The organism is Pseudomonas azerbaijanoccidentalis (assembly GCF_019145495.1).
Classification (GTDB): domain Bacteria; phylum Pseudomonadota; class Gammaproteobacteria; order Pseudomonadales; family Pseudomonadaceae; genus Aquipseudomonas; species Aquipseudomonas azerbaijanoccidentalis.
On record NZ_JAHSTU010000006.1, the window covers coordinates 76,818 to 100,944 of the forward strand.

General features: G+C 59.7%; 23 protein-coding genes. 16 read left to right on the top strand and 7 right to left on the bottom strand.

The features are described from left to right. Positions 1–14 precede the first annotated feature (14 nt). The 6 genes from KVG88_RS19915 to KVG88_RS19940 all read left to right on the top strand — a co-directional run bounded on the left by KVG88_RS19915 (position 15) and on the right by KVG88_RS19940 (position 8,820). Positions 15–1,277: a DUF3426 domain-containing protein gene (locus KVG88_RS19915; RefSeq protein WP_217872538.1), complete on the top strand. Its 1,263-nt coding sequence runs from the start codon at positions 15–17 to the stop codon at positions 1,275–1,277. Between the two features lie 185 nt (positions 1,278–1,462). After that, positions 1,463–2,473, top strand: coding sequence for a tRNA dihydrouridine synthase DusB (gene dusB, locus KVG88_RS19920; protein WP_010463890.1), 1,011 nt, complete (start codon positions 1,463–1,465; stop codon positions 2,471–2,473). Beyond that, a complete protein-coding gene (gene fis / locus KVG88_RS19925) occupies positions 2,470–2,790 on the top strand; it encodes a DNA-binding transcriptional regulator Fis (protein WP_015093301.1) in 321 nt (106 codons plus the stop codon). The genes dusB and fis overlap by 4 nt, the downstream gene beginning before the upstream one ends. Before the next feature lie 81 nt (positions 2,791–2,871). Beyond that, positions 2,872–4,479, top strand: a complete 1,608-nt coding sequence (gene purH, locus KVG88_RS19930) for a bifunctional phosphoribosylaminoimidazolecarboxamide formyltransferase/IMP cyclohydrolase (RefSeq protein WP_217872539.1) — start codon at positions 2,872–2,874, stop codon at positions 4,477–4,479. Between the two features lie 171 nt (positions 4,480–4,650). Further along, complete coding sequence (gene purD, locus KVG88_RS19935) at positions 4,651–5,946, top strand: phosphoribosylamine--glycine ligase (RefSeq protein ID WP_150704108.1); 1,296 nt, start codon at positions 4,651–4,653, stop codon at positions 5,944–5,946. A gap of 99 nt (positions 5,947–6,045) precedes the next feature. Next, entirely contained in the window at positions 6,046–8,820 is a 2,775-nt protein-coding gene (locus KVG88_RS19940; protein ID WP_217872540.1) for a hybrid sensor histidine kinase/response regulator, read from the top strand. 20 nt (positions 8,821–8,840) lie between these two features. Here KVG88_RS19940 and KVG88_RS19945 read toward each other — a convergent pair whose 3' ends face one another. The 3 genes from KVG88_RS19945 to KVG88_RS19955 all read right to left on the bottom strand — a co-directional run bounded on the left by KVG88_RS19945 (position 8,841) and on the right by KVG88_RS19955 (position 11,030). Continuing rightward, complete coding sequence (locus tag KVG88_RS19945) at positions 8,841–9,482, bottom strand: hypothetical protein (RefSeq protein ID WP_150704110.1); 642 nt, start codon at positions 9,480–9,482, stop codon at positions 8,841–8,843. Next, the gene (locus KVG88_RS19950) at positions 9,475–10,131 is read right to left on the bottom strand and encodes a hypothetical protein (RefSeq protein WP_217872541.1); all 657 of its coding nucleotides are present in this window, start codon (positions 10,129–10,131) and stop codon (positions 9,475–9,477) included. The genes KVG88_RS19945 and KVG88_RS19950 overlap by 8 nt, the downstream gene beginning before the upstream one ends. 128 nt (positions 10,132–10,259) lie before the next feature. Continuing rightward, positions 10,260–11,030: a hypothetical protein gene (locus KVG88_RS19955; RefSeq protein ID WP_150704112.1), complete on the bottom strand. Its 771-nt coding sequence runs from the start codon at positions 11,028–11,030 to the stop codon at positions 10,260–10,262. 220 nt (positions 11,031–11,250) lie between these two features. Between KVG88_RS19955 and KVG88_RS19960 the strand changes: the two genes are divergently transcribed. Continuing rightward, entirely contained in the window at positions 11,251–11,847 is a 597-nt protein-coding gene (locus KVG88_RS19960) for a MarC family protein (protein ID WP_150704113.1), read from the top strand. A gap of 58 nt (positions 11,848–11,905) precedes the next feature. Here KVG88_RS19960 and cobJ read toward each other — a convergent pair whose 3' ends face one another. From cobJ to cobG, 4 genes are read right to left on the bottom strand one after another with little or no spacing between them, the layout of a single operon-like run. Beyond that, entirely contained in the window at positions 11,906–13,603 is a 1,698-nt protein-coding gene (cobJ, locus tag KVG88_RS19965) for a precorrin-3B C(17)-methyltransferase (RefSeq protein ID WP_217872542.1), read from the bottom strand. Further along, positions 13,603–14,334 (bottom strand): precorrin-2 C(20)-methyltransferase, encoded by a 732-nt coding sequence (locus tag KVG88_RS19970; RefSeq protein WP_150704149.1) that lies wholly within the window; start codon positions 14,332–14,334, stop codon positions 13,603–13,605. Before KVG88_RS19970 ends, cobJ begins: the two co-directional genes overlap by 1 nt. After that, positions 14,334–14,960, bottom strand: coding sequence for a precorrin-8X methylmutase (locus KVG88_RS19975; protein WP_217872543.1), 627 nt, complete (start codon positions 14,958–14,960; stop codon positions 14,334–14,336). The genes KVG88_RS19970 and KVG88_RS19975 overlap by 1 nt, the downstream gene beginning before the upstream one ends. Next, a complete protein-coding gene (gene cobG, locus KVG88_RS19980; protein WP_437179957.1) occupies positions 14,953–16,260 on the bottom strand; it encodes a precorrin-3B synthase in 1,308 nt (435 codons plus the stop codon). Before cobG ends, KVG88_RS19975 begins: the two co-directional genes overlap by 8 nt. A 214-nt stretch (positions 16,261–16,474) precedes the next feature. On the opposite strand from cobG, the gene cbiE reads away from it, so the two are divergent. The 9 genes from cbiE to KVG88_RS20025 all read left to right on the top strand — a co-directional run bounded on the left by cbiE (position 16,475) and on the right by KVG88_RS20025 (position 24,089). After that, complete coding sequence (gene cbiE / locus KVG88_RS19985; protein ID WP_217872545.1) at positions 16,475–17,686, top strand: precorrin-6y C5,15-methyltransferase (decarboxylating) subunit CbiE; 1,212 nt, start codon at positions 16,475–16,477, stop codon at positions 17,684–17,686. Further along, a complete protein-coding gene (locus tag KVG88_RS19990; protein WP_217872546.1) occupies positions 17,679–18,776 on the top strand; it encodes a cobalt-precorrin-5B (C(1))-methyltransferase in 1,098 nt (365 codons plus the stop codon). Before cbiE ends, KVG88_RS19990 begins: the two co-directional genes overlap by 8 nt. Next, on the top strand, positions 18,773–19,501 hold the full coding sequence (locus KVG88_RS19995; RefSeq protein ID WP_217872547.1) for a cobalt-precorrin-6A reductase: 729 nt from the start codon (positions 18,773–18,775) through the stop codon (positions 19,499–19,501). Before KVG88_RS19990 ends, KVG88_RS19995 begins: the two co-directional genes overlap by 4 nt. Positions 19,502–19,691: 190 nt before the next feature. Further along, positions 19,692–19,994 (top strand): type II toxin-antitoxin system RelE/ParE family toxin, encoded by a 303-nt coding sequence (locus tag KVG88_RS20000; RefSeq protein WP_217872548.1) that lies wholly within the window; start codon positions 19,692–19,694, stop codon positions 19,992–19,994. Between the two features lie 3 nt (positions 19,995–19,997). Then, positions 19,998–20,288 (top strand): addiction module antidote protein, encoded by a 291-nt coding sequence (locus KVG88_RS20005; RefSeq protein WP_217872549.1) that lies wholly within the window; start codon positions 19,998–20,000, stop codon positions 20,286–20,288. 98 nt (positions 20,289–20,386) lie between these two features. Beyond that, entirely contained in the window at positions 20,387–20,785 is a 399-nt protein-coding gene (locus tag KVG88_RS20010; RefSeq protein WP_150704122.1) for a DUF2946 domain-containing protein, read from the top strand. Positions 20,786–20,833: 48 nt separating this feature from the next. Next, positions 20,834–21,313: a copper chaperone PCu(A)C gene (locus KVG88_RS20015; RefSeq protein WP_150704123.1), complete on the top strand. Its 480-nt coding sequence runs from the start codon at positions 20,834–20,836 to the stop codon at positions 21,311–21,313. Positions 21,314–21,334: 21 nt separating this feature from the next. Beyond that, a complete protein-coding gene (locus KVG88_RS20020; RefSeq protein ID WP_217872550.1) occupies positions 21,335–21,781 on the top strand; it encodes a DUF2946 domain-containing protein in 447 nt (148 codons plus the stop codon). A 190-nt stretch (positions 21,782–21,971) separates the two neighbouring features. Then, positions 21,972–24,089, top strand: a complete 2,118-nt coding sequence (locus KVG88_RS20025; RefSeq protein WP_217872551.1) for a TonB-dependent copper receptor — start codon at positions 21,972–21,974, stop codon at positions 24,087–24,089. Positions 24,090–24,127 lie beyond the last annotated feature (38 nt).

A 24,127-nucleotide genomic window follows, 5' to 3' on the forward strand; every position in this document is an offset into this window, starting at 1 on the left:
ATCCGGATCGCCGCATGACCGATAGCTTCGTCACCCAGTGCCCGCATTGCCAAACCAGCTTCCGCGTCAGCCATGCTCAGTTGAGCGCGGCACGCGGTGTCGTTCGCTGTGGCTCATGCCTTCAGGTGTTCAATGCCGCCAAGCAATTGCTTGAGCAAGCCGGCAAAGAATCTGTCGCACCGGTTGCACCGTCCATCGTCCAGGCACCAGAACCGGCAGAACCGCGCGCCATCAGCCAAAAGCAATGGAGCGCTGCCGAACTGGATCTGGACAGCCTCGACCTTGACGAAGAACTCGCGCGGCTCGAACAACGGGAAATCCAGCCCACCACGGAATTCGGCCGCCCCCGCGAAGACAACCTCAGCGCGCGTCGCGACAGTGTCGAACCCGACGACGAGCCCTGGACCACGGACAGTCTGTTCAGCGAATCGGCTGCTGACCGCGCGCAGACGCTTGACGACCTTGATGACCTCGACAGGCTCGACACACCTGACCCGGTAGAACCGCTGATCGAAACGGGCCTACTCGCACGCACCGAACCTTCACTGTCACTGGAGCCGGTTGAGCTGGACGACGAACCGCAACCGCCGCAGCTCCGCCTGCACGACCCAATCGATCCGCCCACTCATCACGAACGATTGTCGGCCACGCCAGCCGAAGAAATCGACGACGATTTGCCTTTGATCGAACCGCTGCGCAAACGCCGCGAGCGCGGCGAGCCGGGTGTTCGAGTAGAGGTACTGCAAGACCTGACTGACGACCCATTGCAACTGGACTGGCAAAAACGCCGTTCGCCGTGGGGTCGCCGATTCTTCTGGTTCCTGCTGATCCTGCTGGGCGCCGGCGCACTGGTCGGCCAGTACGTCGCCTATCACTTCGACGAACTGGCTCGCCAGGACCAATATCGCCCGTGGTTCCAGCAACTGTGCCCGCAAATCGGTTGCACGGTGCCCTCCAAGGTCGACATCGCCAAAATCAAAAGCAGCAACCTGGTGGTCCGAAGTCACCCCGAGTTCAGTGGTGCACTGGTGGTTGATGCGATCATTTATAACCGCGCGCCCTTCTCCCAGCCCTTCCCGCTGCTGGAGCTGCGATTTGCCGACCTCAACGGCCACCTGATTGCCAGCCGTCGCTTCAAACCCGGCGAGTACCTCAATGGCGACCTCGAAGGCATGGCAGAAATGCCGCCGCAAACGCCGATCCACATCGCCCTGGACATCCTCGATCCAGGCGCCAAAGCGGTGAATTACAGCCTGAGTTTCCACTCACCCGAGTGAAACGGTTCACCGATCGTCAATTGACGACAGCTTTCTGACTGCGCCCGTGCAAACCAAACCGCTGGCGATAACAGAATAACTGTTCAGATTTTGTTCAATTCGACCTTTATCCAGTCATCGAGAGCGGGTATCATGCCAACCCTTTTTCGAACTCTCATGATCCGGCCCCACAACAGGGAAGTCCTATGTCGGCGGTACGCATCGGTCCATATACATTACACAACGGCTTGATTCTCGCCCCGATGGCGGGGGTCACCGACCAACCCTTTCGTCAGCTGTGCAAGCGATTGGGCGCGGGGCTAGTAGTCTCGGAAATGGTCACCAGCGACATGAGTTTGTGGAACACCCGCAAGTCGCGGATGCGCATGATCCACGAAGGTGATCCCGAGCCACGCTCGGTACAGATCGCCGGTGGCGATGCACAGATGCTGGCGGATGCGGCCCGGGCCAACGTCGAACTGGGCGCACAGATTATTGATATCAACATGGGCTGTCCGGCAAAGAAGGTCTGCAACAAGGCCGCCGGCTCCGCCCTGTTGAAAGATGAAGCACTGGTAACCGAGATCCTGCAGGCCGTCGTGGCTGCGGTTGATGTGCCGGTAACCCTGAAGATCCGTACCGGCTGGGACCGGGACAACAAGAATGGCCTGACGGTGGCGAAGATCGCCGAGCAGGCAGGCATTACGGCGCTGGCGGTCCATGGCCGCACCCGTGCCGACCTGTACACCGGTGAAGCCGAGTACGACACCATTGCTGCGATCAAGCAGGCCGTGTCGATGCCGGTTTTTGCCAACGGCGATATCGATTCGCCAGAGAAGGCCCGATACGTGCTCGACGCGACCGGTGCCGACGGCCTGTTGGTTGGCCGGGCTGCCCAGGGGCGGCCGTGGATTTTTCGCGAGATCGACCATTTCCTGCGTACCGGCGAGAAGCTCCCGGCGCTGGAACTGATCGAGGTGGAACGCATTCTGCTAGAGCATCTGGCTGCGCTGCACGTCTTCTACGGAGATGTGATGGGCGTGCGCATTGCTCGAAAGCATGTGGGCTGGTATCTCGCAACCTTGCCGGGCGCCAGGGAGTTTCGCGCCCACTTCAATCGTTTGGAAGATACGGAAGCACAATGCGCCAACGTTCAGGGCTTCTTCGCCGAACGTTACAAGAGCCTGACAGGGGACGGAGAGGGGGTGGCCGCATGACGATGATGACCGAGACTTTAGTGAGTGGAACAACACCCGTGAGCGACAACGTGAATTTGAAACAGCACCTCAATACCCCAAGCGAAGAAGGTCAGACCCTTCGCGGGAGTGTCGAGAAGGCGCTGCACAATTATTTCGCCCACCTTGAGGGCGCTGCCGTCACGGATGTGTACAACCTGGTGCTCTCCGAAGTCGAGGCTCCCCTGCTCGAATGCGTGATGAACTACGTCAAGGGCAACCAGACCAAGGCCAGCGAGATGCTCGGACTCAACCGGGGCACGCTGCGCAAGAAACTCAAGCAGTACGATTTGCTGTAAGCATTCAATCAAACCAGAAAGGCGCCCGCGTAAAACCGGTCGCCTTTTTTGCTGACTCCTTTGCTTTTGATGGAAATTGAAATGACCGACCAGACTACCCGCCTGCCGATCCGCCGCGCCTTGATCAGCGTTTCCGACAAGACCGGGATCCTTGAATTCGCCAAAGAGCTCGAAGCCCTGGGCGTCGAGATCCTCTCCACCGGCGGAACGTTCAAGCTGCTGCGCGACAACGGCGTTGCCGCAGTGGAAGTCGCGGATTACACCGGTTTTGCCGAAATGATGGACGGCCGGGTGAAAACCCTGCACCCGAAAATCCACGGCGGGATCCTCGGTCGTCGCGGTATCGATGACGCCATCATGAACGAGCACGGCATCAAGCCGATCGACCTGGTAGCGGTCAACCTGTACCCGTTCGAAGCCACCATCAACAAGCCAGGCTGCGACCTGCCGACCGCCATCGAGAACATCGACATCGGCGGCCCGACCATGGTCCGTTCGGCTGCCAAAAACCACAAAGACGTGGCCATCGTGGTTAATGCCAGCGATTACGCCAACGTGCTGGAAAACCTCAAGGCCGGTGGCCTCACCTACGCTCAGCGATTCGACCTGATGCTCAAGGCGTTCGAACACACCGCCGCCTACGACGGCATGATCGCCAACTACATGGGCACTGTTAACCAGGCTGCCGAGACACTGAGCACTGAAGGTCGCAGCGAATTCCCGCGCACCTTCAACAGCCAGTTCTTCAAGGCTCAGGAAATGCGCTACGGCGAGAACCCGCACCAGAGCGCGGCGTTCTACGTGGAAGCCAAGCCTGCCGAAGTCGGCATTGCCACCGCGACCCAACTGCAAGGCAAAGAGCTGTCGTACAACAACGTGGCCGACACCGACGCCGCGCTGGAATGCGTGAAGAGCTTCGTCAAGCCGGCCTGCGTGATCGTCAAGCACGCCAACCCGTGCGGCGTGGCAGTCAGCCCTGATGCCGAAGGCGGTATCCGCAAGGCCTACGACCTGGCCTACGCCACCGACACCGAATCCGCGTTCGGCGGCATCATCGCCTTCAACCGTGAACTGGATGCCGAGACCGCCAAGGCGATCGTCGAGCGTCAGTTCGTTGAAGTGATCATTGCCCCAAGCGTCAGCGAAGAAGCCCGCGCCATCGTCGCAGCCAAAGCCAACGTACGCCTGCTGGCTTGCGGTGAGTGGTCGGCTGACCGCGCCGCTGCCTGGGACTACAAGCGCGTCAACGGTGGCCTGCTGGTGCAGAGCCGCGATATCGGCATGATTGGTGCCGATGACCTGAAAGTCGTGACCAAACGTGCGCCGACCGAACAGGAAATCAACGATCTGATCTTCGCCTGGAAAGTTGCCAAGTACGTCAAGTCCAACGCCATCGTCTACGCCAAGAACCGCCAGACCATCGGTGTCGGCGCCGGCCAGATGAGCCGCGTGAACTCGGCACGTATTGCGGCCATCAAGGCTGAGCACGCGGGCCTGCAGGTCGCCGGTTCGGTGATGGCTTCCGACGCATTCTTCCCGTTCCGCGACGGTCTCGACAACGCGGCCAAGGTCGGCATCACTGCGGTGATCCAGCCAGGCGGCTCGATGCGTGATGCTGAAGTGATTGCCGCTGCCGACGAAGCCGGCATCGCCATGGTGTTCACCGGCATGCGCCACTTCCGTCACTAAGCACTCCGCTCCCCCTGTGCAGGAGCTCTGTAGGAGCTGTCGAGTGAAACGAGGCGGCGATCTTTTGATCTTGTTTTTAAGAGCAAGATCAAAAAATCGCAGCCTCCGGCAGCTCCTACAGCGTGTGTACAAAGGGGTTTGCAGCGACCCATAGAATTTGAGGTTTTTGAAATGAATGTTTTGATCATTGGCAGCGGTGGCCGTGAACACGCCCTGGCCTGGAAAGTGGCTCAGGATCCGCGCGTGCAGAAAGTTTTCGTGGCCCCGGGCAATGCCGGCACCGCCATCGAAGCCAAGTGCGAGAACGTCGCCATCGACGTGCTGGCCCTTGAGCAGCTTGCAGACTTCGCCGAGAAAAACGTTTCCCTGACCATCGTTGGCCCGGAAGTGCCACTGGTTGCCGGCGTCGTTGACCTGTTCCGCTCCCGCGGCCTGGATTGCTTCGGTCCGACCGCTGGCGCCGCTCAGCTGGAAGGCTCGAAAGCCTTCACCAAGGATTTCCTGGCGCGCCACAAGATCCCGACCGCCGACTACCAGAACTTCACCGAGATCGAGCCGGCTCTGGCTTACCTGCGTGAAAAAGGTGCGCCGATCGTGATCAAGGCCGATGGCCTGGCCGCCGGTAAAGGCGTGATCGTTGCCATGACTCTGGCCGAAGCCGAAGACGCCGTACGCGACATGCTCGCCGGCAATGCCTTCGGCGACGCCGGTTCACGCGTTGTCATCGAAGAGTTCCTGGACGGCGAAGAAGCCAGCTTCATCGTCATGGTCGACGGCAAGAACGTCCTGCCGATGGCTACCAGCCAGGATCACAAACGCGTCGGCGACGGCGACACCGGTCCGAACACCGGCGGCATGGGTGCCTACTCCCCTGCTCCGGTGGTCACTGCCGAAGTGCACAAGCGCGTCATGGACCTGGTGATCTGGCCGACCGTTCGCGGCATGGCCGAGGAAGGCAACGTCTACACTGGCTTCCTGTACGCCGGCCTGATGATCGACAAGGCTGGTAACCCAAAAGTTATCGAATTTAACTGCCGTTTCGGCGACCCTGAGACCCAACCTGTCATGCTGCGTTTGCAGTCGAGCCTGGTACTGCTGGTTGAAGCAGCTCTGGCGCAGGCGCTGGACAAGGTCGAAGCGCAATGGGATCCACGTCCGAGCGTCGGTATCGTGCTGGCGGCTGGCGGCTATCCTGGTGATTACGCCAAAGGCGTGGCCATCAATGGCCTGGACGCAGCGGCTGCGCTGGAAGGCAAAGTCTTCCACGCCGGTACTGCGCTCAAGGACGGTCAAGTGGTAACGGCCGGTGGTCGGGTGCTTTGTGCCACGGCCATGGGCGCCAGCGTTGATGCTGCCCAGCAGCAGGCTTATAAACTGGCGGCCAAGATTGATTGGGAAGGTTGTTTCTATCGCAAGGACATTGGCTACCGTGCCATTGCCCGCGAGCGTGGCGAAAATCAGGAATAAGCTATCCTTTGAGCCGGGCAAGGGTGTCGAGCCCTTGCCTGACTATTCCAGCGCCGCGCATAGTTATATTCTGGCATCAACCTACGAAGGGATTTCGCCGTGCGCTGGCTCAGGATTGCCATAGGATTCACCGTCACTCTGCTGACTCTGCTCTGCATGCTCCCGGCTCAGGCCGCGCAAGGCATTGGCTGGGCGGTATTGCTCGACGAACAGGGTGACCTGCAACTGAGCGACATCCGTTCCGCCCGCTACACCAATCAATTCAGCCCCATCGAACTCGACCGCCTCACCGCAGCCGAGCCCGATGGCGCACTCTGGATCCGCTTCCGTCTCGCGCCCGGCAAACACGAACAGTTGCTGCGGGTGTTCGCACCCGACCTGTCGCACCTTAACCTCTATGTGCTCGATGGCGACAACCTGATCGAGCAATCGAGTACCGGCAACAAGCAGCACCAGACTGACCGGCCATTGCCCAGCAGCGACTTCATGTTGCCGTTGCCGCAAAGCGACAAATCCCTTGATGTGTACCTGCGACTGGTTTCCGATAACCAACTGCGGCCCTACATCACCCTGCAATCGGCGGTCCTGACCGCGGCCAATCAGAACCAGACGCTGGTCTACGGGCTGCTGCTGGGTTGTATCGGCATGCTGATCCTGCACAACCTCATCCGCTACGCCTACACCCGTTCGCGTAGCAGTGTCTGGCTGGCGGCCTGCGAAGGTCTGCTGATGCTCAGCCTGGTGCTGTTGTTGAACCTCGCAGGCCCCTGGTTGCCGAGCTGGCAAGCCGTGCAAGCACCGGGCGCTTACCTCGCGTTGTTGCTGACGGCCCCTTGCGGCCTGATGCTCGCCTATCGCTTTTTTGCCCCGCTCGGCCCACACCCACTGAACCGGTTGCTGCTGGGCGAGATCCTGATCATCACCACCTGCGGCCTGTTGCTGCTATTCGTCAACACATTGCCCCTGAACATCATTACCTATGGCCTGGTCGCCCTCGCAGGCCTGACCATGCTGTTCGTCAGTGCTTTCCACTGGCAGAAAGGCTATCGCCCGGCGCGTCTGTTCGTTGCAGCCATGGTGGCGTTCAACCTCGGTACGCTGATTATCCTGCCGGCGCTGCTGGGGCTGACACTGGTCGAGCCCCACGGCCTGATCACCACCCTGCTGGTTTTCATCTGCATCAGCGGCCTGCTGATGAGCATCGCCCTGAGCGAGCGTCAACGCAGCATTACCGAAGACCGTTTCAGCATCAGTCGCGATCTGGCCGCCAGCAATGCCGAGATCAACGCCAAGGCCGAGTTCCTGGCAAAGATCAGCCATGAAATCCGCACCCCCATGAACGGCGTGCTGGGCATGACCGAGCTGCTGCTGGGCACGCCGCTGTCGGTCAAGCAGCGCGACTACGTACAAACCATTCACAGCGCCGGCAACGAACTGCTGACGCTGATCAACGAAATCCTCGACATCTCCAAGCTCGAATCCGGGCAGATCGAACTGGATGATGTGCAGTTCGATCTCAACGCCTTGATCGAGGATTGCCTGAGTATCTTCCGCGCCAAGGCCGAACAGCAGAATGTCGAGCTGATCAGTTTCATCCAGCCACAAGTGCCGCGAGTCATCAGCGGCGACCCGACGCGTCTGCGCCAGACCTTGTTGAGCCTGCTGGAAAACGCCCTGAAGAAAACCGACGAAGGCGAAATCCTGATTGTCGTCGCCCTCGATGAACGCAACGCCAAGCCGCGCCTGCGCATCGCCGTGCAGGACAGCGGTGAACCGATGGATGCCGAAGAGCGCGATGCGCTGATGCACGCCGAACTGCACAGCAAGCACTTCCTTTCAGCCAATCGCCTGGGCGGAAACCTGGGGCTGGTGATCGCCCGTCAACTGATCCGCCTGATGCAAGGCGAGTTCGGCATCAAGAGTGGCACCAGCCAGGGCAGCACCCTGTGGCTGACATTGCCTCTGGACCCGGACCGTCTCGAACACCCGACATCCGATCTCGATGGCCCGCTACAAGGTGCGCGAGTGCTGGTGGTGGACGACAACGACACCTGCCGCAAGGTCTTGGTGCAGCAATGCAGCGCCTGGGGCCTGAACGTCAGCGCCGTTCCTTCCGGCAAGGAAGCGCTGGCCCTGTTGCGCACCAAGGCGCACCTTCGCGACTACTTCGACGTGGTCCTGCTGGACCAGAACATGCCAGGCATGACCGGCATGCAACTGGCGGCCAAGATCAAGGAAGACCCGAGCCTCAATCACGACATCCTGCTGATAATGCTCACTGGCATCAGCAACGCGCCCAGCAAGATCATCGCGCGCAACTCGGGGATCAAGCGCATCCTCGCCAAACCGGTGGCCGGCTATACCCTCAAGACCACTCTTGCCGATGAGCTGACCCAGCGTAACAAGGGCCTCGCCGTCATGCCGCATTTACCCTCCACCCCTACGCTGCCGGTCAAGGTGCCAAGCGATTTCCGCATTCTCGTCGCCGAGGACAACAGCATTTCGACCAAAGTCATCCGCGGCATGCTGGGCAAGCTCAATTTGCAACCGGACACCGCCAGCAATGGCGAAGAAGCGCTACAGGCAATGAAAGCCCAGCGCTATGACCTGGTGTTGATGGACTGCGAAATGCCGATCCTCGATGGCTTCTCGGCGACGCAGCAACTGCGCGCCTGGGAAGTCGGCAACCAGCGGACCCGCACCCCGGTGGTGGCCTTGACGGCGCACATCCTCGCCGAACACAAAGAGCGCGCGCGTCAGGCCGGCATGGACGGCCACATGGCCAAGCCTGTTGAGCTTTCGCAGTTACGCGAACTGATCGAACACTGGGTTGCCCAGCGTGATCAGCAAAATCGAACGGCTTCCACCTTTTGAGTCACTCGTCGCCCGGGCCTTCAAACCTCCAGACCTTTCAAATATTTCATTGATTGGGACAACACCGACCTTTTGACCTTTTCCCGAAATTGGGCGTAGTAGAGCGTATTGAAGGTAATCACCGACATCTGTTCGGTACTGCTGTGCACAAGGTCTTCATGCTTGATGAACAGGAATCGGGATACTCTTCTGCGAATCTGAAACTGCCGATGATAGATTCCCATCTCGACACGGTTAGGATCTTTCAGCACACAGGGAATTATCTGAAAGCAACCGGCATCCTGCGAAAGACTCGTCGACTCGAATAGATCGAGTGCCAGCGAGTCGCTTTCCAGCGCTGCCAATGCATGCCTGACAGGGCTGGAGAAGCGGTCTCCGAGACGCGTTGAAATGCTCTGCGCTGCTTCCTCAGCCATTGAATCATCCCGCCTGAAAGGCAGCCCCTCGGGAACTGGCACATCCCAACCAATGTACTTGAGCACGTTGCGATAGTAGGTAAACCAGTCCCCCGACAAACCCACATTGAACGCTTCGCGGGTTGCTCGTTGCGCGTACATCGTACTCAGGTAAATGTCTTCTCTGTGCGACTCGGGCAAATCACCCGCAAATGTCACGACACTACCGCCCACCACTGCCGCTACCTGCGCACCGGACTCATTCATGTTCCGACCTCTGTATGAAGCACAAAGGTGAGATGCCGACGGGTTTGGTGATGCTCACCACATTGCCGCTGATTTTATCTCTGACTTTCTGCGCTATCGCATCGCGGTAAAGCGCATACAGCGTCGAAGAAAGGGTTGCCCGGAAATATCGCGCCGAAACGACACCTTCCATTTTCTCGACAGACAAGCGTTGCGCCCAAGGGTTGCCCTCAAGTGCCTGCCGCGTCTTGAACTCAAGACATAGACACATCATCGAAGCTGGGCTCTCAGCCAGGATCAGCAGCAAGCGGGTTGCTGTCGCCCGGACTGGGGACGCCGCTAAATTACATTCTGAAGCTTGTTGTACGTTGCTGCGCAGCCTATCCATCTCGGGCGAGTGGCAAGGTAGTCGCACAACCCAGTCCAATGCCTGCGAAATGACTCGGGCATCTACGTTGCCGCCATTGGCCAACGCCTTGACGGCCCACTCATATGGGGTCGAACTACCACTCTTTTCCAGTTGTATCTCTTGCTTTTCCCGGACGCTACGCACCCAAAAATCGTCAAGTACGTTCACATACTCCGCCAACCAGTTTTTTTCGGGAGTTATGACAAGCCGTTTATTCGCGACCAACTGTGCAAATAGAATCGAATGCATCAAATCATTCATTGCGCATTCATCATGGTCACCCGATATAAAAACAATCGAACTCCCATTCACAACCGCAGAACATTCCATGTTTACTGCCTCTCAATAAAGAAGGCGACCACAACGTGGCCGCCCCTAATAGACAACACTCAGATTTCATAACCTTCAATTTTGCGCCTTGCGTTGTCACCCAGCCTTTCTCGAATGTACTCCCTATTATTGTCGACGAGATAAGGCACTTTACGAAAAACAGACTCACCGCGATAGAATTTCACGCTTCGAGTATCCCAATCTACAAACAGTACTTTGGTAGAAGAGTTATCACGGATAAAACGGACCATGCCCAGCGCCAGGGTCACTTCACCCTTTTCCTCAGTACACGTTCCTGCTGCCATCCCGCCCACACCATGATCCAGCATGTTTCGCTCATACAATGTCAACGCCGTTTCGCGCTTTTTCAAAGCATTGATGGCGTCACCCGCCACCTTCAACATCAGCGCTGTAGCCGTCCCGGGCATTGCCACGCCGGCGATGACCGAGCCCAGAATTTCCAATACCAACTTGTCCATGCGAACGGTGTTTCCGCCGATATTCAAGTCGTTATAGTACTTTTGAGTCGGAAGCCAGCCGACGCTATACATCACTTCAGTAAACAGCGCGTACCACTCTTTGCCTTGCGACTCGAGAGGGTACTTTTTATTCGCCACCAGGCTCGCAAACAGAAAGGCATGCAAGACGTCCTCCTGATTCTGCGTACTCAAACCCGCCGTAAAAGCAATAATACCTTCGCCAACGATAGAACCTTTATTCGGCTCATCAATAGAAACAGCATCGCCCACGCGAGCACCATCCAACTCATATGTACGTAACCGCTGAATACTGGCAGCAACATCAATCTGTTCCATATCCTTATCAAACATCACTTTCTCCATTTTTAAAACAAGCTCTCCATGAACTTGGTGAAACCGACGTTAACCAATCCAGAATCAAGCAACAAACAAAAACTTGTAACTTTAACTACACAGCACCACCGTAAACACAACAAAATACAAACAGGAATGTTTTCAAACGAGCACGCACACAAACAATTGGCTGACTGATAGACTCTTGGCCAATAACTTCCTGCGGCGAGCCAAAATCATGCTCCACGTGTTGTTCAGCGTTTACCTGAAGATGTTGGTGCTCTACAGCCCATTTTTCGTGTTGTCCTGCTTTATCAGCCTGACCCGTGGCTATTCGCGCAAGGAGCAACGCCGACTGGCCTGGAAAGTGGCGATTGCCACACTTGTCTCCAGTGTGTTGCTGTATTTGTTCGGGCGGGTGATTTTCAGCGTCTTCGGCATCACCGTGGACGCGTTCCGCATCGGCGCAGGCAGCGTCCTGTTCATCTCGGCGCTGGGCATGGCGCAAGGTAAATCGGCGGTGCAAACCGACAACGTGCAGCAGGATGTGACGATCGTGCCGTTGACCATACCGTTGACGGTCGGCCCCGGCACCATTGGTGCCTTGCTGGTAATGGGCGTGAGCCAGCCGCATTGGGACGACAAACTCACGGCCATCGTCAGCATTGCCCTGGCCAGCTTCACCGTCGGCGTGGTGCTGTACATGTCCAGTCGCATCGAGCGAATACTTGGCGACCAGGGATTACAGATTGTGAGCCGCTTGATGGGGTTGTTTGTTTGCGCACTGGCGGCGCAGATCATCTTTACCGGTGTGAAAGGCTATCTGGTGCCCTGATGCTTGAACGTAGCCCGGCGCGGGTTGGAAGATTCGCGCTGGGCTACGTGTTTCAGGACTACGGTTTTGCGCCGTACCAGCGCGGTGTGTACACCCACTCGCCCCCCTCGGCACGGGCAAACACACTGGTGGTAGAAGAACCGACCAGTACCATGGTGCGCATATCCACCTGATCCGGTGTCAACGCCGCTAAAGTAGTCACCCGCAAGGTTTGACCCGGACGACCGATATCGCGCCCAAGTACAACGGGCGTTTGTCCGGCGCGATGGCGCGCGACGATTTCCAGTGCTTGTCCCAGTTGCCACGGTCGGGAGCGCGAGATCGGGTTGTAGAACGCCAGCGCCAGATCTGCCTGAGCGGCAAGGTCCAACCGTTTCTCGATGATTGACCAGGGCTTGAGGTTGTCCGACAGCGACAGCACACAAAAGTCATGCCCCAGCGGTGCACCGGCCTGAGCTGCAGTTGCCAAGGAGGCGGACACACCCGGCAGGATCTCGAGTTCGACGTTGTGCCAGTGCACATCCGTGGACTCATGCAGCGCTTCGAGCACCGCGGCGGCCATGGCAAAAACACCCGGATCACCCGACGACACGACCACCACCGATCGCCCTTGGGCTGCCAGTTCGAATGCATGCCTTGCTCGCTGCATTTCCTCACGGTTGTCAGTGCAATGCAGCACCTGATCCGCCCGGAATGGCCCGGCCATGCGCACATAGGTTTCGTAACCCAGCACATCGTTGGCACGAGCCAGTTCAGCTTTCACCGCAGGCACCATCAGCTCGGCTGCCCCCGGGCCAAGGCCAATCACCGCCAGACGCCCGCGTGGACGGCCGATCTGCAACGGATCCAAAGGCTCTTGAGCGACAACAATGGCCAGGGAATCGTCTCCCTCAATGGACACAGGCTGCTCGACAGCGTTGCGGGCCAGCTCACCAGCGCCCGCATCAGCATGGGCAAAACGCAACGGCACGCCCAACTCAAGTGCTGCATCACGCAAGGCCGGGTTGGCCATTGCGGTGTCAGGCGCCAACAGGCACGCCAGCGATTGCACAGCAATGCCCGCCCGATGCAAAGCCTCGCGAATCGTGCTCGACAGCTCTGCGATATCAGCACTGACCGCCACCAACACACTGCGCGGATAGATCAACAGTTCGTTGGGCGCTGGTAGCCGTTCGGCATGACCGACATGCACCGCCAACCGCGCCTGAGCATCCTCAGGCAATTGCGCCTGCGCCAGCCAAGGCGCCTCGCCTTCGATGCGCACGGTTTCGCCAGCCAGCAGATCGGAAACGAAACGCTTGCCCAGTTCCAGATCGCCCAAGGTATAGCCGCTGGGCGGCTTGAGCAGGCACGTGCCGAAACGCAATTCGCCACTGGTGGTGATGGCCGGTGCAACGTGCAGATGGGTGGCAATCTCCCGCGCCATCACGTTCACGCCGCCCAGACCACCGAGCAACGGCACCACAGCGCTACCGTCTTCAGCCACGACCAGCACCGGTGGTTCTGCGCCCTTTTCCAGCAGCAACGGCGCCAGCGTGCGGATCACGATGCCCGCCGCGCACAACGCGATGATCGGCGAACCCTGTTGATACAGCTCGCGAAGCGTCGCACCGAACTCGTGATAGACACGGTCTGCGCCATCGACCCGCTCGGCCAGACCATGGATCAGGGCGCCGGGATACACCTGCTGAATAGTGCGCGCGGTTGCGAGACTGCCGTTGCCAAGAATGACAATCGCCGGAACTGGAGAAGTCATCAGCCTTGCCACCTTTCGCCCGGAACGATGATCAACGAGAAATACGGCGAAGACATCGGTTCGACCTGATCCAGCGGCACGATCTTCTGATTGGCCATGGTCGCACGCTCAACGTACAACGCGCGCTCCGCCAGCCCGAGTTCTTCCAGCACCTGGCGAACCTTGGGGAAGTTGCGCCCCAGTTTCATGATCACCGCCGCATCGGCATCGGCCAGGCGTCGCTTGAGCTCATCGTGCGGCAGCACGCCGGACAACACCGACAGGCTCTGGTTGCGATACACCAGTGGTGCACCGAGGACCGAGGCACCGCCGAGCATCGAGCACACACCCGGCACCACTTCGGCCTGATAGCGCTCGGCGAGACGATCGTGCAGGTACATGTAGGAGCCGTAGAAGAACGGATCGCCCTCACAAATCACCGCGACATCGCGACCGGCATCCAGATGCGCGGCCACCGCCTGGGCGGCCTCATCGTAGAAATCACTGATGACTTGCTCGTAGGACAGCGGCGCCGGCAGCACTTCGGTGGTCACCGGGTAAACCAGCGGCAGCAGATTCTGTGCTTCTTGCAGATGCGCCTCGATGATGCCGAACGCATTTCCCTTTTTGCCCTTGGCGACGAAGTACGCCACTACAGGTGATTCGCGCAGCAGGCGCAGGGCTTTGACAGTGATCAGTTCCGGATCACCAGGGCCGACGCCAAGGCCGATCAAACGTCCAGGTTGCTGCATCATTCGATCTCCGTGGCGAGGGCATTGACGGCGGCGGCGGCCATGGCGCTACCGCCCAGGCGACCCTGCATGATGACAAAAGGCACGCCACGGCTGTCTGCCGCCAGCGCTGCCTTGGATTCGGCCGCACCGACGAAGCCCACCGGGAAGCCGAGAATCAACGCCGGTTTCGGTGCGCCTGCGTCGAGCATTTCCAGCAGGTAGAACAGCGCGGTGGGCGCGTTGCCGATCACCACAACGCTGCCTTCCAGATGCGGGCGCCACAGTTCCAGCGCGGCGGCGGAGCGGGTGTTGCCCAACTCACGGGCCAGCTCAGGAACGCTGTCATCGCGCAGCGTGCAGATCACCTCGTTGTTCGCCGGCAACCGCGCGCGCGTCACGCCTTCGGAGACCATCCGCGCATCGCAGAGGATCGGCGCACCAGCGGCCAGCGCATCGCGCCCGGCCTTGCCCGCGCCTTCGGAAAACTGCAAACCGTCGATGGCTTCAACCATCCCGCAGGCGTGGATCACACGGACCGCGAGTTTCTCCAGATCGGCCGGAATCCGGTCGAGGTTGGCCTCGGCGCGAATAATCGCGAAGGAGTTGCGATAGATCTCCTGACCGTCGCGGATGTAATCAAGCATCAAGGGGGCTCCGTGAGCGGGCGTCGAGCAGGGTCGCGACCGCTTCAATAGTAAGGTTGCGTGCGTGCAGTGCACCGAAACCCGGCTGCGCTGCATCGCGAAAATAGAGATCGTATCGGCCGGGGGCGACGGCCAGCAGTGTGACGGGGGCGGTATGCGCGGCGGCACACGAACGCGAACAACCGCTCAAATGCACATTCAGCGCATGCCCCTGACGTTGCAGCAGTGCGGCCAGTTGCAGGGCATCACCCTTGGTGTCGGCCAGGCCTTTGCCACAACCGTTGGACCCGGTGCAGGCGATCATCCTGGACAATGACTGCCCGGACTCGCACACCAGGTCCAGCTGTTCCAGGCGCTGTATAACGCGTGCGGAATGTTCATGGCGGATATTGGGCAACAGCAGGCTCTGCCACGGCGTGAACCGCAGGTGGCCGTCGCCGAACTGCCCGGCCAGTTGTGCCGCGCCGCGCAGCATGGCCGGATCAAGTCGCCCCAGCGGCGGCACGGCGCCCACATAATCAAAATCGGCCTGAGCCTGGGAGTGGGCGCCGATGTGCAAGACCGTCGAGTCCGGGGTGCGTTGCCAATCACTGACGGCCTGGATGGCAACACGCTCAGCCAGTCGACTCAGAACGCTTTCGATTGAGTGCTCAGCCAGCAAATGACGCATCCGCGTTTGTTCGGGGCGTGCCAGCTCAAGGAACAACTCAAGCAGCGCAACCACCAGACAATGACCCTCGTCCAGTGCAACCGAGCCGATGGGCCGGTCAGTGGGGCATCCGGCCAGACCAAACGCCAAGCGCGTCACGCCGTCTCGTTCAAGGGCCGAGAGCCACACATCATGGGGATGTTCAAGCATCGACAAACGTTCGCCGCCGTCGAGTTGCACGGCAAACTTGGCACTCAAGTCGTGGAAGCACTGACGGGTTTGCAGTGTGTCGAGAATCCGCTCAGCCAATGGGCGCGTATCGAGCAACATTTGCCGATCGATGCCGGCACTTGGGCTGAGCATCAGGTTACGCACGTCGTCGCCCGCCGCTGTGCGCGGGCCCAGGCCTGCAATCAGCAGACTGTCGATCAATGCACTTTGCTCACTGCCGATCCCGCGGATCTGCAGGTTGGCGCGGTTCGTTGCCTCAATCGCCCCGCTGGCATATTGCTCTGCCGCATCGGCCACCGCGACCGCCTGAGCGCTGGTGAGCGAGCCACCGTTCAACTTGATCCGACAGATACCACCGTCCAGCGCCGGGACAATACGCAGCAACCCCGGACAGGCCGAGGGGCGTAGGGCGGTGGACAGTGGGCGTTGGTTCAAGAGGGACCCGTTCAGGTAGCGAGGCGATTCGCGGGAAAAGTGCGCCGTATTATGCCTGCTTTGCTCCACCGCATGAAAAGACTCCGGTCGGATATCCAGCGCGTCCTGGACTGGGCCTCGTGGAAGAGATCGCAGCCAGCCCGGGAAAGCCGCGTTATCATGCCGCCCAACATCGATGAACGCGTGATTGAGGAACGGCATGACACCCTGGCTGACGGTAGTAGGCATCGGTGAAGACGGTTTCAAAGGCCTGGGCAAAAACGCCCGGCATGCACTGCTGCGTGCCTCACGGATCTTCGGCGGTCAACGGCACCTGGATTTATTGCCACCGTGCATTCGCGGTGAACGCCAATGCTGGCCGAGTCCGTTTTCCGTCCAACCAGTGCTGGCCCTGCGTGGCGAACCTGTCTGTGTGTTGGCGAGCGGTGATCCAATGTTCTTCGGTGTCGGCGCCAGTCTCACCCGGCAACTGCCCAACGATGAAATGCTGATCCTGCCAGCGCCTTCGTCCTGCTCTCTGGCCGCTGCACGAATGGGCTGGCCCCTGCAGGACGTGGTCGCGTTGTCAGTCGTTGCCCGCCCCGTCACCGCGATCAGTGCGCAATTGTTCAGCGGCCAGCGCTTGCTGGTGTTGAGCAACGATGGAAATAGCCCCGCCGCCATCGCCGCACTGTTGCGAGAACGAGGCTTCGGCCCGAGCCGAATGACAGTGCTCGAACATTTGGGTGGCACCGCCGAGCGGCGTATCGACGGCACCGCCAATGACTGGGCCGATCCGCTGATCGCCGACCTGAACCTGATCGCCATCGATTGCCTGGTTGAGCCCACCGCGCTGCACCTGTCACGACTGGCCGGGCTGCCGGACAACGCATTCAAGCACGATGGCCAGATCACCAAGCGCGACATCCGCGCAATCACCCTCGCGCGCCTGGCTCCCACCCCCGGCGAACTGCTGTGGGATGTCGGCGCAGGCAGCGGTTCGATCGGCATCGAATGGATGCGTGCCCACCCAAGCTGCCGGGCCCTGGCCATTGAGGCCGATGACGGGCGACAGCAATTGATCGAGCACAACCGCGACGCACTCGGCGTACCCGGCCTGCAATTGATTCGCGGCCGTGCACCGCAAGCGCTCGAAGGTCTCGAACGGCCGAACGCGATTTTCATCGGCGGTGGCGTCACCCGCGAAGGAGTGCTGGATGCCTGCTGGGCCGCCCTCAAACCCGGTGGCCGGCTGATCGCCAATGCGGTCACGCTGCAAAGTGAAATGGCCCTGATGGCCTGGCGCGAGCAGCACGGCGGTGAGCTGACGCGTATTCATATCGCGCAAGCGCAACCGCTGGGAGATTTCGATACCTGGCGCCAAGCTTTGCCGATCACTTTGCTGGACACGACGAAAGCCCTCGATGCGTGACGAAACCGCCGAACAACCTGCCCCCCTGCGCAGTGGCCTGACCACGGGCAGCTGCGCCACGGCGACCAGCCTCGCGGCGGCTCGCCTGTTGCTCACCGGCACACCGGCAGACGCGGTGGAAATTACCCTGCCCAAGGGCAAACAGGTGCAGATGCGCCTGGAGTTCTGTCGGCGGGTGGACGACGGCGCCGAGGCCGGCACGATCAAGGATGCCGGGGATGATCCCGACGTCACCCACGGCGCGCTGCTCTATTCACAGGTGCGACTGCGCGCCGAACCAGGCATCGGTTTTGTGGCCGGGAGCGGCGTCGGCACCGTCACGCGTCCCGGGCTGGTGCTGGGCGTTGGCGAGCCGGCGATCAATCCGGTGCCACGCAAAATGATCAGCGATCACTTGACCCAACTGGCTGCGGAGCACAACTACGGCGGCGGCTTCGAGGTCACGGTGAATGTCGAAAACGGCGAAGCCCTGGCCTTGAAAACCATGAACCCGCGCCTGGGGATTCTGGGTGGCCTGTCGATCCTCGGTACCAGTGGCATCGTTCGGCCGTTTTCCTGCGCGGCCTACATTGCCTCGATACACCAAGGCATCGATGTCGCCAAAACCAACGGTTACCTGCACATCGCCGCCTGCACCGGCAACGCCAGCGAAGACACCATGCGCAGGGTTTATAACCTGCCGGAGATCGCCCTGATCGAAATGGGCGATTTCGTCGGCGCGGTACTCAAGCATCTGCGCAAGGTGCCGGTGGATAAACTCAGCATTTGTGGCGGCTTCGGCAAAATCAGCAAACTCGCGGCCGGGCACATGGACTTGCACAGCCGACACTCAAGCATCGACCTGCCGCAACTGGCCGAATGGGCCGCGGCGGTGGGTGCCGATGCAACATTGCAGCATGCCATCCGCGACGCCAATACCAGTCAGCAGGCATTGGCCATGGCCAGCGCCGCCGGTGTCGCCCTCGGTGATGCCGTGTGCGGGCATGCTCTGGCGTTCGCCCGCAGCGTGGTACCGGCACAAGTGCAGGTTGAAGTGTTTGCCATCGACCGCCAAGGCGGGATTGTCGGCCACGCGGGAGCTTTCCAATGAAACGCATTCTGTTGCTCGGTGGCGTGACCGAGGCGCTGGCCATTGCCCGAACGCTGGGACCGCAGCACATCTACAGCCTGGCCGGAGTCGGCCGCGTGCCGACGGATCTGAAGTGTCAGGTTCGTGTCGGCGGTTATGGCGGAGCCGAAGGCCTGGCGCAGTTCATTCGCGATGAACGCGTCGACCTGCTCCTCGATGCCACCCACCCTTACGCCGCCCAGATCAGCCAGAACGCTGCAAGCGCCGCGCAACTGAGCGGCATTCCCTGTTGGGCGTTGCGCCGCCCCGCGTGGCAACCACAACCTGGTGATGACTGGCGAGAAGTCAGCGACTGGGCCGAGCTGATCGAAGCCCTGAAACCTTTTCGCAAACCATTGTTCACCCTTGGGCGCGAGCCGTTGCAACATCTGGACGAAATCCCCGCAGACCAATTCTGGACCCTGCGCGCCCTCGACGTTTATCCGGGCAATGAGCGTTGCGAAGTGATCGGCGCCCGGGGTCCGTTCCTGATCGACGATGAACGTGAATTGTTCGAACGTCGACAAATCGACGTACTGATCAGCAAGAACAGCGGTAGCACGGCGACAGAACCGAAGCTGGAAGTGGCGCGGGAACGTGGGGTGCCGGTGATTGTTTTGAAGCGCCCGGTGTTGCCGGGGGTTGAGCGGGAGTTTGGGTCGGTTCCACAGCTACTGGACACCCTATCCCTGTCATATCTTTCCTAAGCACTGCAGAAACCTGCGAATTTTCTGGCAGTTTTCAAGGAAAGTACTGGCTGTTCCTTTGAATATCTCAACCCTATATTCGAATTCCTTTAACCATCCAAGTACAAGCTCGCCACTACAGGAGACGAATAGCCTCATCCCTGGAAAAGCGTTGCTTGCCAGCTTGTATCCCAAGGAATACGATTCAGGCATGATCGACTTCGAACGATCCCGAGTGTTTGCCGATTGGCTCGACTCATTGAGGGACACCATCGGTAAGGCTCGCATCATCGCCAGGCTACGGGCTGCTGAACATGGAAGCTTTGGTGATTGTGTATCCGTTGGAGCGAGCGTTTATGAAATGCGCGTTCATCATGGTCCCGGCTACCGGGTGTACTTCACACGCAGAGACGAGGTTGTTTATTTACTGCTGATAGGTGGAGACAAGTCGACTCAAAAACGAGATATCAAACGTGCCATTCAAATGGCACAAAACATCGGTAATGGGGAGTAAATCATGGCCGAACAATTTAGCCGTTTCGATGCCGCCGAATTTCTCAAAACGCCGGAAGAAATGGCGGCCTACCTGGATGCCTGTTTTGAAGAGGATGCCGGTGACGGAGTTCTAATACGCGCAGCTCTCAACGATATCGCCAGAGCAAAGGGTATGACTCACATTGCCCGTGATGCAGGCTTAGGACGTGAGAGTCTCTATAAAGCGCTGAGCAGTACTGGCAATCCCGAATTCGCGACTATCATGAAGGTTATGAAGGCGCTCGGCCTACGTTTGCATGCCATTGCGGTCTGATGTGCTGCGACACCAAACCGCACGCACCTTTTTTACTTATCGGCCCTGATCAGGCTAAATAGCCCGCGCCTGATCGCCCACCCACCGGATTTTGTCCCATGTCCCGACAACGGCTCGCAATTGCCTGGATCGCCTGCTTCGCAGTGCTGTTCAACATGCTCGCCATGCCGATGACCGGTGCAATGGCACAGACGGCTAAATCTCCGGCCGAACAATTGTTGTGGGGAAGTTTCTGCTCGTCCAGCGGCACCAAAATGGTGGCGATCTCCCTGGGCGATATCGAACAGAAAGCCCCGCAAAACGATGACCATTCCAACATGCAGCACTGTTGGTGCTGCTCCGGCTCGGCGCCATTGGTCGCGTTGCCCGGTCATGAGCCACAGCTGTATTTTGCGCAGTTCGAGTCCAATCGAAGCCTGCCACCGTCGTCGCTCAACACGCCGACACCGCGCCAGCAATGGCCAAGCCTCAATCCGCGTGCCTCCCCTCTGGTGTGATTCCTTCTCGCAATTGATCTGCGTTTTGAATCGCTCTGGAGAACTGCCATGTTGAACAAACTCATCGTTCTGGCCGCGTTGCTGCTGCCTGCCTGCTTTGCCAATGCCCACGAATACAAGGTCGGCGCACTGGAAATCGCTCACCCGTGGTCGCAGGAACTGCCGCCCAATGCCCCTACCGTGGCCGCCTATTTCATCATTCACAACGCCGGTAAAACTGCCGACCGCTTGCTCAGCGTCGACTCTCCGATCGCCGGCGAGGCGCAACTGCACGAGCACGTGATGAAAAACGATCTGATGAAAATGCAGCAGGTCCCTCAGGTGGATATCCCGGCGGGCGGTAATGTCACATTTGCACCGATGGCTTACCACGTGATGCTGGTGAACTTGAAGGACCGCAGCCTGCTCGTCGACGGCAAGCGCTTCCCGATGACACTGCATTTCGAAAAGTCCGGTGACGTCACGGTCGAAGTGGCCGTGCAGAAGCAGCCGCCCGAGGGCTCGCAACAGCACGTACACACTCAGTAACCCACTGAGCCGAATCCGCCCATGCGCCCGCTCAGCGCCAGGTCATCCGTACACCGTCGTCAGTCATTGAGCCTGACGCGCGGCAGCTGGATCAGCCTGTTCGCCATGCTGATGATCTTTATCGGTCCACTGATTTCTCAGTCGATGCCGATGGATCAGAACGCCCCGATGTCAATGAACATGTCGATGGACATGAGCATGGACATGTCGGCGATGGAGCACGCCGACCACGCGACACAACCGACAGCCGAACATTGTCCACCCGCGGCCGGGCACCATGCGATCTGGGAAAAATGCGGCTATTGCAGCCTGCTGTTCAATTGCCCGGCCCTGACCGGTTGCGGCTCGTTCGTCGCATTCAACATCCCCCCCGTCAACACCTTCACGATACCCTCCCCGCGCCTGGGCCATGCCCGGCAAAGCTTCTTCCCCGGCGCCCGCACCCGCGCCCCGCCCATCGCCGCGTAAACACACACTGCTGATTTCACACGGTCCGTAAGGCAACCAAAGCAACTTGTGGGAGCGAGCCTGCTCGCGATGGCGTCGAGTCATACACATTGATGTTGGCTGATCCTCCTTCATCGCGAGCAGGCTCGCTCCCACAGGGATTACGCAGGTTGTCCGCCGTGTCGTTTACGACTGTTCGATGGAAATTGTCATGTCCAGGTTTTCTGCTGACACAGGCTTGAGCCCTGCCCAAGCCATTTTTACCCAGAACGAATCCAGCATTCGTTTCAGGCACGCCACTGCGATTTTGTGCAGTGCGTTGCTGGCGCCCTCCGCGCTGGCCGATGAACACGCTGGCCACAGTGAGGAACTGAGCCCGACGGTCATCACAGCCATTGCTCCGAGTTCACCGCTGACGATCGTCACCAACCCGAAAGACCCACGCCAACCGGTACCGGCCAGCGACGGCTCGGACTATCTGAAAACCATCCCCGGCTTCGCCCAGGTGCGCAATGGCGGCACCAACGGCGATCCGGTGTTGCGCGGCATGTTCGGCTCGCGCCTGAACATCCTTACCAACGGCGGCATGATGCTCGGCGCCTGCCCCGGGCGGATGGATGCGCCGACCTCGTACATTTCCCCGGAAACCTACGACAAGCTGACCGTCATTAAAGGCCCGCAAACCGTGCTCTGGGGACCCGGCGCGTCGGCGGGCACGATACTTTTCGATCGCGAACCGGAAAGCTTCGGCGAACTCGGTACGCGAGTGAATGCCAGCGTACTGGCCGGCTCCAACGGTCGTTTCGACAAAGTGGTCGACGCAGCGGCCGGTGGGCCACTGGGCTATGTGCGTGTCATCGGCAACACCGCCCAGGCGGACGATTACAAAGACGGCAACAACGACACCGTTGCCTCGCGCTATGACAAATGGAACGGTGATGTTGCACTCGGCTGGACCCCGGACGCCGATACCTTGTTGGAGCTGACCGCTGGCAAGGGTGACGGCGAAGCCCGTTACGCCGGTCGCGGCATGGACGGTTCGCAATTCAAACGCGAAAGCCTGGGCCTGCGTTTCGAGAAGTCCAACATCAGCGATGTGCTGGAAAAACTTGAGGCGCAGGTCTATTACAACTACGCCGACCACGTGATGGACAACTACACGCTGCGCACGCCATCCGGCACCGGGATGATGGCGGGCCCGATGGCCTCCAACGTCGACCGCCGCACCCTCGGTGCGCGAATCAAGGGCACCTGGCGCTGGGCGGACGTGCAGCTGATCAGCGGCATCGACGCGCAAACCAACGAACACCGCCAGCGCAGCGCCATGGGTGTCGACACCTACAAAGACCTGCCGTACACCAAGGATGCCGACTTCCATAACTACGGGGTGTTCGGCGAACTGACCTGGTACGCCGCCGAGCGTGACCGGTTGATCAGCGGTGCGCGTCTGGACCGCGCTTCGGCCAAGGATTTTCGGCAGACCACCGGCTCGGGCATGATGACTCGCCCGAACCCGACCGCCGATGACACCCGCGCCGACACACTGCCCAGTGGGTTCATGCGCTACGAGCATGACCTGGCCGACAGCCCGACCACGCTCTATGCCGGCCTTGGGCACACCCAGCGATTCCCGGATTATTGGGAGCTGTTTTCGCCGAACGCAGGTCCCGTCGGATCGGTGAATGCCTTCGATTCGATCAAGCCGGAAAAAACCACCCAGCTCGATTTCGGCCTGCAATACAAGACCGAAGATCTCGAAGCCTGGGCCTCGGGTTACGTCGGCCAGGTACGCGATTACATCCTGTTCAACTACTCGCCCGGCATGATGGGCATGACCTCGCAAGCCGAGAACATCGACGCACGCATCATGGGTGGCGAACTGGGCGCCGCCTACAACTTCACCCAAAACTGGAAAGCCGACGCGACCCTGGCCTATGCCTGGGGCAAGAACAGCAGCGATGGTAGTGCCTTGCCGCAAATGCCGCCGCTGGATGCACGTTTCGGCCTCACCTACAGCGAAGACAACTGGAGCGCTGGCGCACTGTGGAGAGTGGTCGCCGCGCAAAACCGTATCGACCAGAACAAGGGCAACGTGGTTGGCAAGGACTTCGACAAGACGCCCGGGTTCGGCGTGTTCTCCCTCAACGGCGCCTATCGGATCAACAAGCACTGGAAGGTCAGCAGCGGCGTCGACAACCTGTTCGGCAAGGCTTATGCCGAACACTTGAACCTGGCCGGCAACGCCGGTTTCGGCTACCCGGCCAATGACCCGCAAGCCATCAAGGAACCGGGACGCACGCTCTGGACCAAGGTGGACATGAGTTTCTAACAAAAAAACAAAAGATCGCAGCCTACGGCAGCTCCAAC

Bases quoted from the DNA above. Each gene is read 5' to 3' on its own strand.
- KVG88_RS19915 (WP_217872538.1), top strand. From the start codon at position 15: ATGACCGATAGCTTCGTCACCCAGTGCCCGCATTGCCAAACCAGCTTC.
- dusB (WP_010463890.1), top strand. From the start codon at position 1,463: ATGTCGGCGGTACGCATCGGTCCATATACATTACACAACGGCTTGATT.
- fis (WP_015093301.1), top strand. From the start codon at position 2,470: ATGACGATGATGACCGAGACTTTAGTGAGTGGAACAACACCCGTGAGC.
- purH (WP_217872539.1), top strand. From the start codon at position 2,872: ATGACCGACCAGACTACCCGCCTGCCGATCCGCCGCGCCTTGATCAGC.
- purD (WP_150704108.1), top strand. From the start codon at position 4,651: ATGAATGTTTTGATCATTGGCAGCGGTGGCCGTGAACACGCCCTGGCC.
- KVG88_RS19945 (WP_150704110.1), bottom strand. From the start codon at position 9,482: ATGAATGAGTCCGGTGCGCAGGTAGCGGCAGTGGTGGGCGGTAGTGTC.
- KVG88_RS19950 (WP_217872541.1), bottom strand. From the start codon at position 10,131: ATGAATGATTTGATGCATTCGATTCTATTTGCACAGTTGGTCGCGAAT.
- KVG88_RS19955 (WP_150704112.1), bottom strand. From the start codon at position 11,030: ATGTTTGATAAGGATATGGAACAGATTGATGTTGCTGCCAGTATTCAG.
- KVG88_RS19960 (WP_150704113.1), top strand. From the start codon at position 11,251: ATGCTCCACGTGTTGTTCAGCGTTTACCTGAAGATGTTGGTGCTCTAC.
- cobJ (WP_217872542.1), bottom strand. From the start codon at position 13,603: ATGACTTCTCCAGTTCCGGCGATTGTCATTCTTGGCAACGGCAGTCTC.
- KVG88_RS19970 (WP_150704149.1), bottom strand. From the start codon at position 14,334: ATGCAGCAACCTGGACGTTTGATCGGCCTTGGCGTCGGCCCTGGTGAT.
- KVG88_RS19975 (WP_217872543.1), bottom strand. From the start codon at position 14,960: ATGCTTGATTACATCCGCGACGGTCAGGAGATCTATCGCAACTCCTTC.
- cbiE (WP_217872545.1), top strand. From the start codon at position 16,475: ATGACACCCTGGCTGACGGTAGTAGGCATCGGTGAAGACGGTTTCAAA.
- KVG88_RS19990 (WP_217872546.1), top strand. From the start codon at position 17,679: ATGCGTGACGAAACCGCCGAACAACCTGCCCCCCTGCGCAGTGGCCTG.
- KVG88_RS19995 (WP_217872547.1), top strand. From the start codon at position 18,773: ATGAAACGCATTCTGTTGCTCGGTGGCGTGACCGAGGCGCTGGCCATT.
- KVG88_RS20000 (WP_217872548.1), top strand. From the start codon at position 19,692: ATGATCGACTTCGAACGATCCCGAGTGTTTGCCGATTGGCTCGACTCA.
- KVG88_RS20005 (WP_217872549.1), top strand. From the start codon at position 19,998: ATGGCCGAACAATTTAGCCGTTTCGATGCCGCCGAATTTCTCAAAACG.
- KVG88_RS20010 (WP_150704122.1), top strand. From the start codon at position 20,387: ATGTCCCGACAACGGCTCGCAATTGCCTGGATCGCCTGCTTCGCAGTG.
- KVG88_RS20015 (WP_150704123.1), top strand. From the start codon at position 20,834: ATGTTGAACAAACTCATCGTTCTGGCCGCGTTGCTGCTGCCTGCCTGC.
- KVG88_RS20020 (WP_217872550.1), top strand. From the start codon at position 21,335: ATGCGCCCGCTCAGCGCCAGGTCATCCGTACACCGTCGTCAGTCATTG.
- KVG88_RS20025 (WP_217872551.1), top strand. From the start codon at position 21,972: ATGTCCAGGTTTTCTGCTGACACAGGCTTGAGCCCTGCCCAAGCCATT.